Source organism: Polyangium sorediatum (genome assembly GCF_029946465.1).
Classification (GTDB): domain Bacteria; phylum Myxococcota_A; class Polyangia; order Polyangiales; family Polyangiaceae; genus Polyangium; species Polyangium fumosum.
Window position 1 is genome coordinate 1 of the sequence record NZ_JARZHI010000013.1, and the last position, 16,216, is coordinate 16,216.

At 70.3% G+C, this 16,216-nt stretch carries 12 protein-coding genes; 3 read left to right on the top strand and 9 right to left on the bottom strand.

The window, feature by feature from the left end; genetic code table 11:
* The 4 genes from QHF89_RS16970 to QHF89_RS16985 all read right to left on the bottom strand — a co-directional run.
* Positions 1–387 (bottom strand): RNA recognition motif domain-containing protein (locus tag QHF89_RS16970; protein ID WP_284720589.1); only part of this gene is annotated, 387 nt, incomplete at its 3' end.
* A 388-nt stretch (positions 388–775) separates the two neighbouring features.
* Entirely contained in the window at positions 776–1,312 is a 537-nt protein-coding gene (locus QHF89_RS16975) for a hypothetical protein (protein ID WP_136973295.1), read from the bottom strand.
* 41 nt (positions 1,313–1,353) lie between these two features.
* Positions 1,354–5,484, bottom strand: a complete 4,131-nt coding sequence (locus tag QHF89_RS16980; protein WP_136973296.1) for a protein kinase domain-containing protein — start codon at positions 5,482–5,484, stop codon at positions 1,354–1,356.
* Complete coding sequence (locus tag QHF89_RS16985; RefSeq protein WP_136973297.1) at positions 5,481–6,389, bottom strand: hypothetical protein; 909 nt, start codon at positions 6,387–6,389, stop codon at positions 5,481–5,483. The genes QHF89_RS16980 and QHF89_RS16985 overlap by 4 nt, the downstream gene beginning before the upstream one ends.
* A gap of 307 nt (positions 6,390–6,696) precedes the next feature.
* On the opposite strand from QHF89_RS16985, the gene QHF89_RS16990 reads away from it, so the two are divergent.
* Entirely contained in the window at positions 6,697–8,193 is a 1,497-nt protein-coding gene (locus tag QHF89_RS16990) for a serine/threonine-protein kinase (RefSeq protein ID WP_136973298.1), read from the top strand.
* Here QHF89_RS16990 and ung read toward each other — a convergent pair.
* Positions 8,172–8,888: a uracil-DNA glycosylase gene (gene ung, locus QHF89_RS16995; protein ID WP_136973299.1), complete on the bottom strand. Its 717-nt coding sequence runs from the start codon at positions 8,886–8,888 to the stop codon at positions 8,172–8,174. The genes QHF89_RS16990 and ung overlap by 22 nt on opposite strands.
* Before the next feature lie 142 nt (positions 8,889–9,030).
* On the bottom strand, positions 9,031–9,321 hold the full coding sequence (locus QHF89_RS17000; RefSeq protein ID WP_136973300.1) for a hypothetical protein: 291 nt from the start codon (positions 9,319–9,321) through the stop codon (positions 9,031–9,033).
* Positions 9,322–9,415: 94 nt separating this feature from the next.
* Between QHF89_RS17000 and QHF89_RS17005 the strand changes: the two genes are divergently transcribed.
* Positions 9,416–11,272 carry a PilT/PilU family type 4a pilus ATPase gene (locus QHF89_RS17005; RefSeq protein WP_136973301.1) on the top strand — a complete coding sequence of 619 codons (1,857 nt, stop codon included), beginning with the start codon at positions 9,416–9,418 and terminating at the stop codon, positions 11,270–11,272.
* The gene (locus QHF89_RS17010; RefSeq protein WP_136929904.1) at positions 11,272–12,345 is read left to right on the top strand and encodes a type IV pilus twitching motility protein PilT; all 1,074 of its coding nucleotides are present in this window, start codon (positions 11,272–11,274) and stop codon (positions 12,343–12,345) included. The genes QHF89_RS17005 and QHF89_RS17010 overlap by 1 nt, the downstream gene beginning before the upstream one ends.
* Before the next feature lie 53 nt (positions 12,346–12,398).
* Here QHF89_RS17010 and QHF89_RS17015 read toward each other — a convergent pair whose 3' ends face one another.
* The 3 genes from QHF89_RS17015 to QHF89_RS17025 form a co-directional block, all read right to left on the bottom strand.
* A complete protein-coding gene (locus tag QHF89_RS17015; protein WP_136973302.1) occupies positions 12,399–13,277 on the bottom strand; it encodes a hypothetical protein in 879 nt (292 codons plus the stop codon).
* Between the two features lie 77 nt (positions 13,278–13,354).
* The gene (locus QHF89_RS17020; protein WP_284720590.1) at positions 13,355–14,710 is read right to left on the bottom strand and encodes an extracellular catalytic domain type 1 short-chain-length polyhydroxyalkanoate depolymerase; all 1,356 of its coding nucleotides are present in this window, start codon (positions 14,708–14,710) and stop codon (positions 13,355–13,357) included.
* 176 nt (positions 14,711–14,886) lie between these two features.
* Positions 14,887–16,203, bottom strand: coding sequence for a fibronectin type III domain-containing protein (locus QHF89_RS17025; RefSeq protein ID WP_136969348.1), 1,317 nt, complete (start codon positions 16,201–16,203; stop codon positions 14,887–14,889).
* Between the last annotated feature and the right edge of the window lie 13 nt (positions 16,204–16,216).

The window sequence follows — 16,216 nt, forward strand, 5'->3', positions numbered from 1 at the left end:
GCCGCCACGGCCGCCGCGGCCACCGCCGCCGCCGCCGTAACCGCCGCCGCCGCCACGGCCGCCGCCGCCGCCGAAGCCGCCGCCGCCGCCGCCGCCGCCGAACCCACGGCCACCGCCACCGCCGCCACCCTCACGCGGGGGACGCTCCTGGGCCTCGTTGACCTTGAGCGTGCGGCCGTCGAGCATCACGCCGTTGAGCTGCGAGATGGCGTTGGTCGCCGCGCTCGCAGAGCCCATCGTGACGAACGCGAAGCCGCGCGGCTGACCGGTCTCACGGTCGGTCGGCATCGCAATCTCGCGAACTTCACCGGCAGCCGAGAACGCCTGCTCGAGGGTCTCGCGGGTGGTGCTGTAGGAGAGGTTGCCTACGTAGAGACGATTTCCCATGACATGATGCTTTTCACGGCTTCCTTCGCGCGCTGGAGCGCCATCTCTGCCGACCATTCGACGAAGCCGTAGCGATCGAACGGGGACGTGCCGCGCGGGTCAGTCCGCGCCAGCACACGCTGCGTCTTCCAGTCGTTCGAGGCGAGCCACGTCCCCCTCCGAGTGGAGGGAGGAAAGAAAGCGTCGTGTCGAGGGCCAGTGACGTTCGTGAGGCGCCTACCGTACCCCGACGCGCTCAAGGTCGCAAGCCTGTCGCAGGCTTTTCTCGGGGACGCCGGAGGCCCCGTTCGGACGGAGAACGCAGAAGACGCGGAAAAACGCGGGGTTCGCCGAGGTGACGACGCCGCCTCGGAGGCGCGCGCCCGGGTTCGTCCCGGAACAGCGTTCGTCAAGCCAACCCCAGCCGCTCCCGTGCCCCCTTCACGCCGAAGATCGTGCCCCCACCCGGCGGCACGATCGGAGCGAGCAGGATCGACGCGAGGATCGCCGCGAGCGCGAGCGGCGCGTCGGGATCGTCCCCCTCGGCGACCTCGCTCGACACCTGCCAGACCCGAAGGCCGCGCTGGACGAGCACATCCATGCCCGCGCCGCCGATCGCCGCCGCGCCCGCCTCCGCGCAGAGGCGCGCCTCGGGCGCCTCCTCCACGGGCACGGTGACCACGTGCACGCGCGACGCGGCGCGGTGTCCCTTGCGCTGCACCAGCATGACGGCCGCGTCCGCCGCAGGCGTCTCGCCGTTCGGATAGGCCTTCGGCTGCTCGATCTCGAGCGTCACGCCGAAGAACGTGCGGGCCTTGTGCGCCCAGAGCGCGATGTCGACGCGGGCCGATGGATCTTGCGCGAGGAGCGTGTACGCGCGCGAGACGGGGAGCGGCTCGACCCGGAAGCTCGCCCAGCCATTGCGGTCGACATCCTCGACATCCATGCCCGCACGATACGCCGTCCGCGACGGCCCGGGTATCGGCATTACGAACGCAACGTCGCTTCGTCCGATCGCGTCCGCGCGAGGTGGCGCTCGATCCGGGGCGTCATGACGTTCGGCAGGGTCCGCCCGATTTCGAGCACGCGCTCGAAATGGCGCCGCGCCTCGGCCGTGCGCCCGCGGCGGAGCGCCGACAACCCCCGGGCCTCCATCACCTCCAGGCGCTCTTGCCCCACGGAAAACTCGCGCGAGCGGGCTTCGAGCGCGTCCCAGGTCGCGTCGTCCGTGTCCCGCGTGGCGAGCTCCAGCATGACGCAGAGCACGTCCTCCGCCGGCACCGGGAGCGCCGGGCCCGTCTGCGTCCGGATGCGCGCCGCCGCCTCGCGCGCGCCCTCGAGGTCACCACGAAAATGCCGCAGGCGACCGTCGAGCAGGGCGATCACAGGTCGCGGCGCGCCGCCCGTATGCCGCACCTCGAGCGCGAGCGCGCGCGCCGCGTGAGGCTCGGCTGCGTCGAGGTCGTCCCATAGATACAGGTACTCGCCGAGGTTGTGGTGCGCGAGGATCTCCAGCCAGTCCTGGCCGAGCTCGCGGCCGAGCCAGGCGACGCGTTCGAAGTCGGCGACCATGCGCGCCTTGTCCCCGACGAGCGCCGCGAGCAGCGCACGCGCGTTGATCACGCTGGCGAGGTGGAGGTCGTCGCCGTGCGACTCGCAAAGCTCGATCGCACGCTCGATCGCGCGCTCGGCCTCGGCGAGGCGGCCGAGCGCCGGCAGCACGAAGCCGAGCATGGTGAGCGAGACGATCCGCGGCTCGTACGCTTCGTCCCCGATCGCGTCCGCCACCTCGATCACGCGCTCGAAGAGCGGGACGGCCTCGGCCTCGCGGCTGAAGCGGAGGAGCGACAACCCCTGGCCGAGCAGGAGGCGCGCGAGGAGCGCAGGCGGCCGCGCTTCCGGGAGGATCCCGACCGCCGCGACGACACGCGCGCGTGACGCCTCGTAGTCGGCCATCCAGTCGAGGACCGTGGCCTCATCGAGCAGGATCTCCGCCTCCGCGAGGGGATCACCGGCCGCGGCCTCCCGCGCGAGGGCGAGGTCGTCGAGCGCGTCCGGGTAGCGGCCGAGCCGATAGCGCATGAGGCCGCGTCCTCGGAGGGCGCCCTGGCGCAGATCGAGGGGTTTGCCCGGGGCCCCCGCGCTCATGGTCGATGCCTCCAGGGCGCGCGTGTAGCAACGCTCCGCGTCGAGCCAGTCGTGCCGCGCCCGCGCCGCTTCGGCGAGCGCGAGATAGGCCCGCTCGCCGAGCGCGCGCTCGCCTGCGTTCGTCGCGTGGTGCGCGAGCTGCGCGAGGGGGCGCTCGTCGCCGCTCGGGGGCGATCGGCCGTCCCAGCCCGAGGCTTGCTGGAAATACGCCATGGCCGCGAGGTGGATCCGAGCGCGCTGGGTCTCCGGCACCGAGCGCGCGATCGCCTCGCGCACGAGCGCATGCCGGAACGCGTACCGGCCTGCGCCGTGGCGCGCGAGCAGCCCCGCGGCGACGAGCCGATCCGAGCCGATCCGCGCGTCGAGCGGAAAGTCACCGCCCGCGCTCATCCGATCGAGCCGCCCGAGCACGCCGTGTATCTCGGCGACCGTCACCTCCGCGCCGAGGACCGCGGCCAGGCAGGCATGCGCGCGCGCCGCGGGCGGCAATGCGTCGAGCTCACGGTGCGCGAGCCACTCGATGAGCGGAAGATCCGGCAGATCATCGAGCTCGTCGGTCGCGAGGAAATACCCGCTGCCCGAGGGGTGCTTCCGGACAATCCCTTGGGCCTTGAGCCCCCGCACGAGCTCGACGAGCAGGAGCGGCACGCCTTCGGCCCGCGCCGCGATCCGCGCGACCGCCGACTCGGGCACGTTCTCCGCGGGCCGCAGAAGCTCACGGCAGAGCGCGGCGGCGCTCGTAGGATCGAGCGGGCCGAGCCGATGCACGGCGCGGCGATGCGCCCGCGCGCCCCACGACGGGTGATCCTCCTCGAACAAGGGCCTGCCGAGCAGACACACGAAGAGCGGCGCGCGCGCCTCGGCCCGCGCGGCGAGATCCAGGATCGCAAGCGTCGCATCGTCGGCGAAATGCGCGTCGTCGAGGATCACGCAGAGCGGCGCCTCGAGCGCCCTGCGCCGCAGCGCCTCGCCCACGCTCACCGTGAGCAGCGTGCGCAACGCGCCCGGCGCGGCCTCGATCGCATGCAGCGCGGAAGGGCGCGTACTCGGCGCGCCGTTGCCCTTCGAGATCCACCCGAGCGAACGCGCCACGGTCGCGCCGGCCTCGACATGGCGCGCAGGCCCGAGCCTCGCCGCGAGCAGCTCCCGCCCGCCGTCCTCGGGGGCCTCGGCGGGCAAACCGAGAGCGCGTTGCAAGAGATCGCGCACGCTCCCCGCCGCGCCATGCACCGGCTCGTGCGCCGAGAACACGATGAGCCGCGTCCCCGGTAACACCTGCACGAGACGCTCCACGAGGGCGCGCTTGAGAAAACTCTTTCCGCAGCCCGCTTCGGCGAGCACGACGGCGACCGAAGGCAGCGCACCTTCGATGGCCTGCCGCCCGAGCTCCGTGAGCGCGTCGAGCACGCGCTCGCGCCCGGAGAGCGGGATCGCGGTCCGCGACGACGTGACGTCCGTGATCTCGCCCGATGACGTCGGCGGCGTCTCCTCGCCGCTGCCGTCGAGATAGCCTGGCAGCGGATCCGGCGCGACGCCCGAGGCTTCGAGCACCGCGCGTGCTGCCGCCGAGAGGGAGACGCCGCGCGGCGACGAGGGCTTCGGGAACCGATCTTCGCGGGCGATCCGCGGCGCCAGGATGCGGCGGGATCCCTCGGGGCCGAGGTGAACCGCGACGGCCGCGAGATCGAGCCCGACACGCTCGCAGGCGCCCTGCTCCGTGAGCGAGCGCGCGGCTTCGAGGGCGCGCCGCGCGGGGTTCTCGTCGACCTCGTGACCGAAGGCCGTGACGTATCGGCCTGCGGAGGCGTGGACGATCTGCGCGCCGAACGGCTCGAGCGCGCGCCGCAGGGCGATCGCGTCGAGGCTCGACTCGAAACAGGCGATGCACACGACGCGCCGCTCGGCGCTCTTCGGCGCCTTCGCTCCGGGCGGCGGATCGAGCGTGGGCACCGAGAGCACGAGGTGCTCCTCGTTCGGCAGCGCGAGCGCGGCGGCGAGGCTCGCGCGCAGGTAGGCGGCCGACGGAGGGCGATCGGCGGGGGCCTTGGCGAGGCACCGCAGCACGATGTCCTCTACCGAGGACGGGATCGATCGCCCGAACGGCGGCGGCGCGACGGCCGAAGGGGGCGGCGGCCTCTGGCTCACGTGGCCCTCGCGCACGAGCGGCGCGGGACCGAAGAACGGCGGGCGCCCCGTGAGCATCTCATAGAGCAAGATGCCCATCGCGTAGATGTCGGCGCGCGTGTCCTCGCCGCGGTGTCCCTCGCACGACTCGGGGGCCATGTACTCGCTCGTGCCCACGATCGCGCCCGCCGCCGTGAGCGCGGGGGCCGCGGGCCAGACGCCGCACGTGATGCCGAAATCGAGCAGCACCGCGCGTTTGCCCTCGGCGTCGACGAGGATGTTTTCCGGCTTCAGATCGCGGTGCACGAAGCCCCGCGCGTGGAGGGCCTCGAGCGCGCGCAGCACCGCGAGCCCGAGCAGGATCGCCTCGCGGGCCGGCAGCGGCCCCGCGCGGGCGAGCAGGTGATCGGCGAGCGTCCTCTCGGCGACGAGCTCCATGACCACGAACGTTCCTGTCGAGGCGAGCTCTTCGCGCGCAAAGAAGGCCGGCACGTGGGGCGGGCCGACCGCGCGCATCACCTCCACCTCGCGCACGAGGCGCGGCGCGGCCTCGGGCACGTCCGGATGCGCGAGCTTGATGGCGACGCGCTCTCCGTCCTCGATGCGCCGCGCCGCATACACCACGCCAAACCCCCCGCGGCCGAGCGTGCCGGACACCTCGTAGCCTGGAAACACCGGCGCGGGCGGCTCCGGTGGCTCGGGCGTGATCGTGTCCGGCGGGCCTGTGCCGTGTTCGGGGCAACCGTCCACGGGTACGCGCCGCCCGCACGCGAGGCATCGGATGCCTCGCCGTGGGCCCAGGGAAACCGGGCCCTCGTCGAGCGGCGCGCCGTGGACAAACGTCATGGCAAGAACACCGTCACGACCTCCGTCGTCTTGCGAGGCGGGCTCACCGTCGCATCGTAGACGCATTTTGGACGAAATCCATTGTTCGTATCGAGCGGATCACACACCGCGTCGCAGGAGCCGCGCCGTTCGATGATCCCGCAGCTCTCGATTCCGTCGGGGCCGACGTGCCCCGCGGCGCAGTCGCGCAGGACGCTGCGCGCGTAATCTGTGTTCGGGACATATACACAGGAATGCAGGTACGGCGTCGGCGCGAACAGGTTCCCCCAGAAAGCCCCTTCCTCTCGAGGAAAGATGAATTTTTCGAGGGTCCCTGCATGCTTGATTGCGCTGTGGGAGGCTCGCATCGAGATCAGGACCGTCACACCATACCAATTCGTCCGGGCCGCAAGGCACGCCGAAACCCACCGTTGCCCCGTCTCGTCGAGAGGCCCGGTCGCCCAGGAAGGCGCGAGCCCGAGCTGGCCGACGTAGATCTCCGTCTGCCCGACGCCCTCGAGGTCGCTCCATGTCACCGCGAACGATTGGGACGGATCGAGCGCGCACCCCACGGCATAACGGAGGAACATCCGCGACCCACGCCCGGTTTCGCCCGGATCCTGCAGCGCAGCGAGCGTGTCCGGGCTGAAGGCCGACGGCGTGAGGGCGTTCGGCTGAATCGCGTTCGGCTGAATCGCGTTGGGCTGGATTGCGTTCGGCTGCATCGAGTTCGGCTGAATTGCGTTCGGCTGAATTGCGTTCGGCTGAATTGCATTCGGCTGAATCGCGTTCTCCTCGACGAGGCCCATCACCGCGACCCCCTCGACGGTCCCTTCCTTCTCCTCCAAGAACGCGTCCTCTGCGTCCCCACAGCCCACGAGCGTCCCCAACGAAATCGCCAGCCGAGCGAGCGTGTTGCTTCGCATATTGTCTTCCCCCACCCCTGCGCGAACATGAAAAATATGAAATCGAGAAGAAAGTCGGCAGTACTCTAGCACCCGGAAAGCACACACGAACCGAAAACGAAGCGGGTCGAAAAAGAATGACCCTGCGCGAGTCGTTCGAATCTGTCCGCGACGCGCGCCGCAGCGAAATCCGTCACGCGTGGACCTGCGAAACGTTCGTTCCCGGACGCGCGGCGACGCACGGGACGTGCTATCGTGAAATATCTAGGATTGCTTGGTTTCCGCGGAGTCCGCCCCTTTGGGGGAGGACGGAAAGCAGGGGCAGGCCATGGGGGGAATCAACGACATGACCACGCGGCCACACGTCAAGGCCAAGGAGAGCGGGCGCGCGGGTGAGCTGCGCGCGGGGACGAGCGTCGGCGATTACGTGATCGAGGATCTCTCCTCGTCGGGCGGGCACGGGTCGGTGTATCGCGCGCGCCACCGTGTCGACGGCGGCCGCGTCGCCATCAAGGTGATGCACCCGGCGCTCACGGCGCTGCCGCGCATGGCCGAGCGATTCGTGCGGGAGGTCGAGGTCATTCTGCGCCTCCACCACCCGAACATCGTCGAGGTCCACGAGCTCGGCACGTTGTCCGACGGCACCCCGTATTACGTGATGGAATACCTTGAAGGCACGACGCTGCGCAATTATCTCGGCGCGCGCGGGAGACTCGCGCCGGACGAGGTTCTCTCGATCCTCGAACCCGTCTGCGCCGCGCTCGCCTCCGCGCACGAGGCCGGCATCGTCCACAGGGACGTGAAGGCGAGCAACATCATGATCGGCGAGGGCCCGCCGCGCATTGTAAAACTCCTCGATTTCGGGATTGCCAAGCTCCTCGCGCCCGAGCCGGGCCGGGGCGGGCTCACCTCGATCGGCCAGCAGCTCGGCACGCCCTCGATCATGGCGCCCGAGCAGATCCTTTGTGGTCCCATCGATGCGCGCACCGACATTTACGCGCTCGGCGCGCTCCTGCACGTCCTCTTCACGGGGCGCCCGCCCTTCGAATCGAGCATGCACGAGGGCCTCGTCGAGCAGCACCTCGCGGCGCCTCCGCCGCGCCCGAGCCAACGCGCCCCCGTGAGCCCCGCCCTGGACGCCATCGTGCTCCGGTGCCTCGAAAAGAAGCCCGAGCGGCGATTCGAATCCGTCAGTGCATTCTTCGAAGCGCTGCGCGAGGCCGTGCGCGACGGCCGCTCCGAGGAGACGGCCCGCGCCGAGGCGGAGCGGCGCGCGGTCGGCATCCACGTGGACCTGCGTTTCCCCGAGGGCGCGGACGAGGCCGACGAATCCCTCGTCACGGCGCTCGCGCAGACCCTCGAACGCGCCGAGGAGTGCATGCGCTCGGGCGGCTTCGTGCTCGCCACGGTCACGAGCACGCAGCTCCTCGGGGTCAAGTTGCTCTCGGCCGATCCGGTGCACGCGAAGACCGAACGCCGCTCCGCCGTGCAGTTTGCCCTGACGCTCCACGCCGCCCTGCAGCAGGACGAAGGGAGCGCGGTGCACGCGAACGTGGCCCTCCACGTGGACGCGGTGAACGTGCGCGTCGCCGCGGAGGTGGACATCGCCTCGGGTGACCTCGCGCGCACGGAGGCGTGGGCGCCTCGGGGCAACGTGGATGGGCTCGCGGCGACGGACGCCGCCATCGAGGGCTTGAACGGCAGCGCGGGCGGCTTCTTCCTCGAACCGGGCCCGTCAGGCGCGACGATCGTCCGGCGTGCCGCGACACGCCACTCCAAACCCTCGCTCACGATGGTCTCGGGTCAGGGCAGGCCGGGCACCTGAGCGGCGGCGCCTAGCTCCCGCCGCGGGGGCAATTTCCAATCGATCTCGGGTTTTCCCAGCGAACGAAGCGCCGCGTTGATGGCAGAGAAGGGCCTCGTCCCGGAAAAACTCCGCACCGAGAGCGGCGAGGGGTGGCCTGTCTTGACGATGGGGTTCCTCGACGTATCGACGAGGCGCGCCTTTTTCTGCGCGTGCGCCCCGAAGAGCGCAAAAACGACCGGCTCCTTTCGCGCCGACAGGGCCGAAATCACGCCGTCCGTGAACGTCTCCCAGCCCTTGCCGCGGTGCGACCCCGCCTCGCCGGCGCGCACCGTCAGGATCGTATTCAAGAGAAAAACCCCCTGCGCCGCCCAGGGTTCGAGGCAGCCGTGATCGGGCACCTCGAAGCCGGGGATGTCCTCGCGCAGCTCGCGAAACATGTTCGCGAGCGAGGGCGGGACTCGCTGGGCGTGACAAACCGAAAAGCAGAGCCCGTGCGCCTGCCCTGGACCCACGTAAGGATCCTGGCCGAGCAGGGCCACGCGGACCTTCTCGTACGGGGTCTCCTTGAACGCATTCCACACCTCGTCCTCGGGCGGAAACACCAGGTGGTTTTTCCGCTCCTCGTCGACGAACGCGCCGAGCTCGGCGAACGAGGGGCGCGAGAGCTCGGCCGCGAGGACCTTTTGCCAGGAACGGGGGATATCGATCTTCATGGCTCGGACACGCCCCATCGTAGGGCGCCGGGATCGGTTTGGCCAGGTGGAACCGATGCAAACGCGCAAAACGCGTCGCCCTGGGGATCCGCCGCAGGGTGCGCCCGGACGAACCCGACCCTTTTTCTCGGAATGCCGGCGATCAAGCCCGCCTGCCGGGCGCGGTCTGCGTGACGAGCCACAGGATCCCGAAGACGAGCGGCCACGCCGCCGCGCCCACGCCGACAGCCATCCGCGAGGGCAACCAGATCCCCGCGATCCCCGCCGTGATCCCGCCTGAAAACGAGCCGCAGACCAGATGCCCCGGGATGGCCGGCCCGGCCTTCACGCCGCGGCGCTGCTGGTAGGGCGCCACGAGGACCGCGAGCACGAATCCCTCGAGCGCACCTGCGAGGGCGCCGAGCAGCGCGGCGAAGAAGGGAGCGTGTTCCATCGCGATCTGCGGCGATGGTATCGCGGACGGCGCCGTCCTTGCCGAAACATCGACCCCTCCGTTACGATGCCCCTCCCCCGCGCTCCGCCAAGCGATGCCCCAGCTCAAAGCCCTGCTCGAGAACCTCCTCCGCCCCGACGTCACCGAGGTCGCCCTCGCCACGGGCCGAAATCCCTGCGTCAAGATCGGCGGCACCTACGAGATTGTCGACCGGAAGATCCTCTCGACCGACGACATCCTAGGGCTCCTCACCACGGCCGGCGGAGGCCGCCACCTCGAAAACCTCGGCCCGAAGCCCGTGCAGTGGGGCTGCCGCGTGGACGGCATCGGCGCGGTCGCCATCGCGGCCGTGCGAAACGCGAACGCCGTGCAAGCCCGGCTCATGCGGCTCGCCCAGGATCCGCGTAAAGACGCGTCCGCCGCGACCGCAGGCGGTGCCGTCCCGCCGCCGAAACCCACGCCGCGAAAGCCCGCGCCATCCGCGGGCGTCACGAAGCCGGGCGCGCCGCCGCCGGAGCTCATGTGGGGCGACCTCAACGAGGACACGCCTCCCCAGGCGCCCGCCCCGCCGCCGCAGGCCACGCTGCCGTCCGCCGACAAGATCGCAGTGGCCCCTGGGATCGCCGCGTCGCCCTCGTTCGAGCTCGAGCTCGACGAGCACCGCGCGCCGCCCGCGCGGAAGGACACGCCGCGCCCGCGGAACTTCTCCATCACGCTCGACGATCCGGCCGATCCCACGCTCCTCGCGGCCGCGGCGAGCGCCGCCCATTTCGCCACGCTCGCGCTCGACGACGTCCTGCTCCGGGCGCGCGCGGAGGGCGCGAGTGATCTGCACCTCGTCGCGGATCGTCCGCCGCTCCTCCGCGTCTCGGGCAAGCTCGTCCCGCAAGGCCCGGTGGTCGAGCCGCAAGCCCTCGAGCGAATGCTGGAGTCGCGCATCCCCGAGCGCCTGCGCACCCAGCTCGCGCTCGACGGCTCGTGCGATTTCGCGCTCGACGACCCGCGCATCGGCCGCGCGCGCGTCAACGTCACGCGCCAGCGCACCGGGCTCAAGGCCTCGTTCCGCCTCGTCTCGCGGGAGATCCCGACCCTCGCCGAGCTCGGCCTGCCCGACGCCATCGCGCTCGCGACGCGCCACCACCAGGGCCTCATCGTGATCACCGGGCCCACGGGGCACGGCAAAACCACGACGCTCGCCGCGATCGTCGACATCATCAACAGCGAGACCTCGCACCACGTCATCACGGTCGAGGACCCGATCGAGTACGTCCACCCGCGCAAGAAGGCCATGATGAGCCAGCGCGAGGTCGGTTCACACACGCGGACGTTTCCCTCGGCCCTCAAAGCATCTCTCCGCGAGGATCCGGACGTCATCGTCGTGGGCGAGCTGCGCGACACGGAGACCGTGCGCATGGCGCTCTCCGCCAGCGAGACCGGGCACCTCGTGCTCGGCACGATGAACACGCCGAGCGCGGCGAAGACCATCGATCGGCTCATCGACCTCTTCCCGCCCGGCGATCAGCAGCAGGTGCGCGTGACGCTCGCCGGTGGCCTGCGGCTCGTCGTGAGCCAGCGCCTCCTGCCGCGGAAGGACGGCCCCGGCATGATCGCCGCCGCCGAGATGCTCCCCGGATCCGTGCCGCTCTGGAACCTCATCCGCGAGAGCAAGACCTGGCAGATCCCGAGCTTGCAGCAGCGCGGCAAGGGTTTCGGCATCGTGCGGCTCGACGACTCGCTCGCCGAGCTCGTCCGCGTGGGCAAGACCTCGCTCGAAGACGCGCTCCTCGTCGCCGAGGCCCCGGACGAGCTCGAAGCCACGGTCGCGGGCAAGCGCGCGCCGGCTTTGCCGCAGGCCCCGCCCGGCGAGCCCCCGAAGCCTGCTGAGCCTGAGGCGAACAAGGGCCTGCTCGGGCGTGCCGGCGCGCTCTTCGGCAAGAAGGGAGGCGCGTGATGGCCCGCATCGACCGACTCTTCGACGAGCTGCTCGCGAAGAAGGGCAGCGACCTGCACCTCGGCGTCGGCTACCCGCCCCTCCTCCGCGCGCGTGGAGAGCTCGTGCCGCTGCGCGACGCGCCGATCGACGAGGCCGAGATGGAGGAGCTGCTCTTCGAGATCACCTCGCCCGAGGAGCGCACCAAGATCACGACCGAGCTCGACCTCGATTTCGCCTACCAGTACGAGGACAAGGCGCGCTTCCGGGCGAACTATTTCTACAAGATCACCGGGCTCGCCGCGGTCTTCCGCATCATCCCCACGAAGATCCTCACGCTCGACGATCTCGGCTGCCCGCCGGTCGTGCGCAAGCTCGCGGACAAACGCGCCGGGCTCTTGCTCGTCACGGGCCCGACGGGCAGCGGCAAGTCGACGACGCTCGCCGCGATGATCGATCACATCAACACGACGCGGCCTTGCCACATCCTGACGATTGAAGATCCGGTCGAGTTCGTGCACCCGCCGAAGATGTCGCAGGTCACGCACCGCGAGGTCGGGCCCCACGCGTCGAGCTTCGCGACCGCGATTCGCAGCGCGGGCCGCGAGAACGCGGACGTGATCCTCATCGGCGAGCTCCGCACGAACGAAACGATGAAGCTCGCGCTCCAGCTCGCGAGCTTCGGCGTCCTCGTCTTCGGCACCGTGCACACGAACAGCGCGGCGGCGACGATCGACCGCATCATCAACGCCTTCCCCGCGGACGAACAGCCGCAGGTGCGGGGCATGCTCGCGGAGAGCCTCGTGGCCATCGTGGCCCAGCAGCTCCTCAAGACGGCGGACGGCAAGGGGCGCGTCGCCGCGCACGAGATCCTCGTGGGCTCGTCGGCGCTCGCGGCGATGGTCCGCGAGGGCAAGACGTTCCAGATCCCGAACATCATGCAGGCGGGCCAGGCGCAAGGCATGCAGACGATGGACATGGCGCTCGAGCGGCTCATGCAAAAAGGGACGATCTCGCCCGAGGTCGCGCTCGAAAAGGCCATCGACAAGGAGAGCTTTCAGAAGGTCGTCGCGCAGCGGCTGGCGGGGGGCTGATATTCGGTCCTCTATTCATTCTGACGAAGCCGCGCGCGCGGGGAGGCTTCACGTCACGGCTTTGCGGAAACGTCGGGCGCGGGCGCGGGCGCAGGTGCAGGTGCAGGTGCAAGCAAACGCTCGCTGCGCACCGGCCTGCTGAACGTCGGGAGCTGGAACTCGACGCGGAAGATCGGGACGACGTCACTCCACACGGCGCCCTGGCCCTGCGTGGAGTCGAGCGAGACCTGCGTGCGAGGCCCCGAGCGCGCGCCCGTATCGCTGTAGCGTACGGCATACCGGAACGTGCCCAGGGCCTTGCCTCCCTCCTCGCCGAGGCCGTATCCGTTCATGCTCATTCCTTCGAGCTTGTCCTTCGAGTCATACACGGGGCGCCCGCCGCACGTCACCGCGAGATCCACGACGCGGCCCGTGTCGCCATTTCCTTCGAGGGTCGAATTCACGACACAGGAGGCGCCGGGCGCGAGCGGCAAGCCATTCGCGCGGGTGACCTTGCCCTCCCAGCGCGCGGCCACCTGACGCGCGGCCGCGGGCGGCGGCGCGGGAGACGTCTCCGGGCGAGGCGGCTCCACGACGGGGACGGGCACGGTGGCGACGGCGGGTTGGATCGGCTCGTGCGGGGGCGGCAGCGGCTCGCTGGCGACCAGGAGCACGACGCCGCCGGTCATCGCGAGCAGGATCGTGCCGCCAAGGAGGAGGAAGGGCACCACGAGGGAGCTCTTTTTCGGCTGCGGCGGCGCGCCCCGGAGCGAGGCGAGCTCGCTCCGGAGGGCTTGCAGGTCCTGCTCCGCCTCGCGCATGCGGCCCTCGATCTGCTCGATGCGCGCGCGTTTCTCTTCGGCCGACTGCTGGGAACTCCGGGCGTCCTGGAGATCCTGCTCGAGGCCCTGGATCCGCCCGCGGAGGGCGTCTCTTTCATCGCGGTAGGTCATGCCTTCGTTCCTCGGAGGACGAGAGTGTACGCTTTGCAGCGCGGCTCGTCATCCGAGGAGCACGAGGGCAGCCACGCTCAGGGGCACTTGCCGGCTTCGTAATAATTCGGGCCGGTCTTGCGGATCCAGGTCGGCAGGACGTTGTTCAGGCCCAGGTTCTGATTCGAGCCGACGGCGCACGCATAACTGTTGAATGCGCCGCACACCACCGCGCGCCCCTTCTGCACGTGGTAGTAGTTTCCTTCGTAAAACTCCTCGCAGACCGGGGTGGGGCTGCCGCCGCTGCCGCCGCTTCCGCCGCTGCCGCCGCTGCCGCCGCTGCCGCCGCTGCCGCCGCTGCCGCCGCTTCCGCCGGCGCCGGCGCCCCCGGTCCCGCCCGTCCCGCCCGTCCCGCCCGTGCCGCCGGTCCCGCCACTCCCGTCCCCAGGCACGCCTTGGTCGAGGCCGAAGAATTGCCCAATGCGATACGCCGAGCAGAGATTGACGTCGAGGATGTACGCGCCCGCGGTCCCGCAGCCGCCCGCCGCCGCGAATCCGGGGTCGACCGGGGCCCCATGACCCATGTTCGGAATCGACCAGTACTCCACGATGGTCTCCCCGTTCGCGTCGCGATACTCCTTCCGCGTCGCGCCGTCGATCGTCCACGTCGCGTCGGCCGTCGCGTCGGCCCCGTGCACGTTCGTCCATTGCTCGACGAGCTCGGTCGCGTTGAGCGGCTTCACGATCGTGTCGCTCGTGCCATGCCAGATCGAGACCTTCGGCCGCGGACCGGCGTACCCGGGCACCGCGTTCCGCACCACGTCGCCGAGCGCTGTCGCCGTGCGATCGACGCCGCCCATGCATTTCGTGAGATCCGCCTGGCCCGCGGCGCAGCGGTACGGAATGCCGCCGAGGAGCGCGCCTCCCGAAAAGACGTCGGGGTACGTCGCGATCATGACCGCCGTCATGGCCGCGCCCGCCGACAGGCCCGTCGCGAAGACGCGGTCGTCGTCGATGGAGACCTGGCCCTTCATCCAGTCGACCATTTGCTTGATCGAGAGCGCCTCGCCCTGACCACGCTGGATGTCGCCGAGCTCGTACCAGTTGAAGCACCGCGTGATGCTGTTCGCCGATTGCTGCTCGGGGTAGATCACGTGGAACTTCCACGTGTCGGCGAGGCTGTTCCAGCCCGCCTTGACGTAATCGAGCGCCGATTGGGTACAGCCGTGCATCACGACCACGAGCGGCGCGTCCGCGCCCACGCCCGCGGGAGAATACGTGTACATCTTGAGGTTGCCGGGGTTCGAGCCGAAGCCGGTCACGGCCGTGAGGTTCGAGGCGTCGGTCGACACGGAATCGGCGAGCGATTCACCGTCGTCCGCGGCCGTGAGGCAACCGGCGCCGAGGGTGACGAGGGCGAGGGCAAGAGCAGTGCGGATCATCGAGCGCGGCATGGTTCCTTCTCCTGGGTGTCCGAGGCGTTCGGAGCGGACCCATGAGCAGGCGGCATGCCACGACGCAGCGCCGCGGTTTCCTCGCAAATGCGCGGGAAATGGCCTCGGGGCGCGTCACGCGCGTCGCACCGGATCCCGGCGCCGGGGGGCGTCACGCGTGACGCAGGGGGAAGGCCTCAACGCGCGCGCGCCACGACCTGGTTCGAGGGCGCGCTCGTGCCGAGGGAGTTCGCCGCGGCGACCACATAAAAATACCGCAGGCGCGTGACGATGCTCGTATCGGCCCAGCTCGTCGTATTGACGGTCGCCACGACCGCGTACGGGCCGCCGCTCGTCGTGCTGCGCCGGACCTCGTAGCGGCTCGCGCCGTTCGAGGCGACCCAGGACAGGTTCACGCGCCCTGGGAGCGTATTCGCCGTGAGCGCGGTCGGCGACGTCGGGTTCGGGATGGGGAACGTCCGGGTCACGGGGGTGATCCAGAGGTTCGCGTCGCGCGCCTCGCGCTTCTGCTCGACGTGGACGAACGTGCCGGTCGTGGTCGTCGGCTCGAGCGAACAGGCATTCTCGGCAGGAATCCCGTTCAAATGGCGCCCCTCGACGTTGTCGGTGGCATTCAAGCCGCACGTCCCGCTGCCGGGCAACGTGACCCTCCAGAGCGGGTTTGCCGCCTCGGCCTCGGCATCGAGCCTGCGCACGGGTGCGTTCGCCGCGGGCGCGCTCGCGAGCCCGGGGGAGATGTACGCCGTGACGCCTTCGCAGGTGTCGGACCCCATTCCGTGCCACTGGATCTGCGTGTGCGAGCGGGTGCCGTAGAACGCGGCGATCTCGCGCGAGGCTGCGAAGAACATACCGCCCGTGTCGTGCGCGCAGTCGGCCTTGCGATAACCGCTGTCGCAGGCGCTTCCCGCGTTTGCATTGCGATGCGCGCCGCAGAGGAGAAAGCTCCGCGAGTCCGTTCGTTTGAAGATCTCGATGGCCTCGATCTCGGTGTCGAGATCCGCGAGCGGGTGCGGCGCCTGGTGCGAGACCTCCCGCGAGGCGGACGGGTCGACGATGAACGTGCCCCAGCCTCGATCCACGTGGCCGTCCCCGTTCGCGTCGCTTCGTTCGAGCAGCACGCAATACCGCTTGCCGTTGTCGGCGTCCGTGAACAGCCGGAGCTCCATCACCTGCGCGATGTTCGAGCCGAGCGCGAAATCACAATGTCCGTTCAGCATGCGGGACACCGCGGTGCGAATCTCGCCGAGGGCCGCCGCGGACGGTGGGACGTACCCCTCGGAGCTCTGCATGGGCATCGTATCCCGGAGACAAACGGCGAGCGCCCCCAGCGTCGTCGCCGACCTGCAGCCGACCTCGAGCGCCTCGGCCGAAATGCCGGGGAGCGCCTCGTCTGGGACGTCGAGGTCCGTCAGGGAAAACCATTCTGCGTCCCCGCACGAAGCGACCATGATGGCCGCAACGAGCAAACCCGTCCCCTTGCGAATGCCAAGCATACGCCCCTCCCCT

Coding starts and splice junctions, on each gene's coding strand:
- QHF89_RS16975 (WP_136973295.1), bottom strand. CDS start 1,312: ATGGATGTCGAGGATGTCGACCGCAATGGCTGGGCGAGCTTCCGGGTC.
- QHF89_RS16980 (WP_136973296.1), bottom strand. CDS start 5,484: ATGACGTTTGTCCACGGCGCGCCGCTCGACGAGGGCCCGGTTTCCCTG.
- QHF89_RS16985 (WP_136973297.1), bottom strand. CDS start 6,389: ATGCGAAGCAACACGCTCGCTCGGCTGGCGATTTCGTTGGGGACGCTC.
- QHF89_RS16990 (WP_136973298.1), top strand. CDS start 6,697: ATGGGGGGAATCAACGACATGACCACGCGGCCACACGTCAAGGCCAAG.
- ung (WP_136973299.1), bottom strand. CDS start 8,888: ATGAAGATCGATATCCCCCGTTCCTGGCAAAAGGTCCTCGCGGCCGAG.
- QHF89_RS17000 (WP_136973300.1), bottom strand. CDS start 9,321: ATGGAACACGCTCCCTTCTTCGCCGCGCTGCTCGGCGCCCTCGCAGGT.
- QHF89_RS17005 (WP_136973301.1), top strand. CDS start 9,416: ATGCCCCAGCTCAAAGCCCTGCTCGAGAACCTCCTCCGCCCCGACGTC.
- QHF89_RS17010 (WP_136929904.1), top strand. CDS start 11,272: ATGGCCCGCATCGACCGACTCTTCGACGAGCTGCTCGCGAAGAAGGGC.
- QHF89_RS17015 (WP_136973302.1), bottom strand. CDS start 13,277: ATGACCTACCGCGATGAAAGAGACGCCCTCCGCGGGCGGATCCAGGGC.
- QHF89_RS17020 (WP_284720590.1), bottom strand. CDS start 14,710: ATGCCGCGCTCGATGATCCGCACTGCTCTTGCCCTCGCCCTCGTCACC.
- QHF89_RS17025 (WP_136969348.1), bottom strand. CDS start 16,203: ATGCTTGGCATTCGCAAGGGGACGGGTTTGCTCGTTGCGGCCATCATG.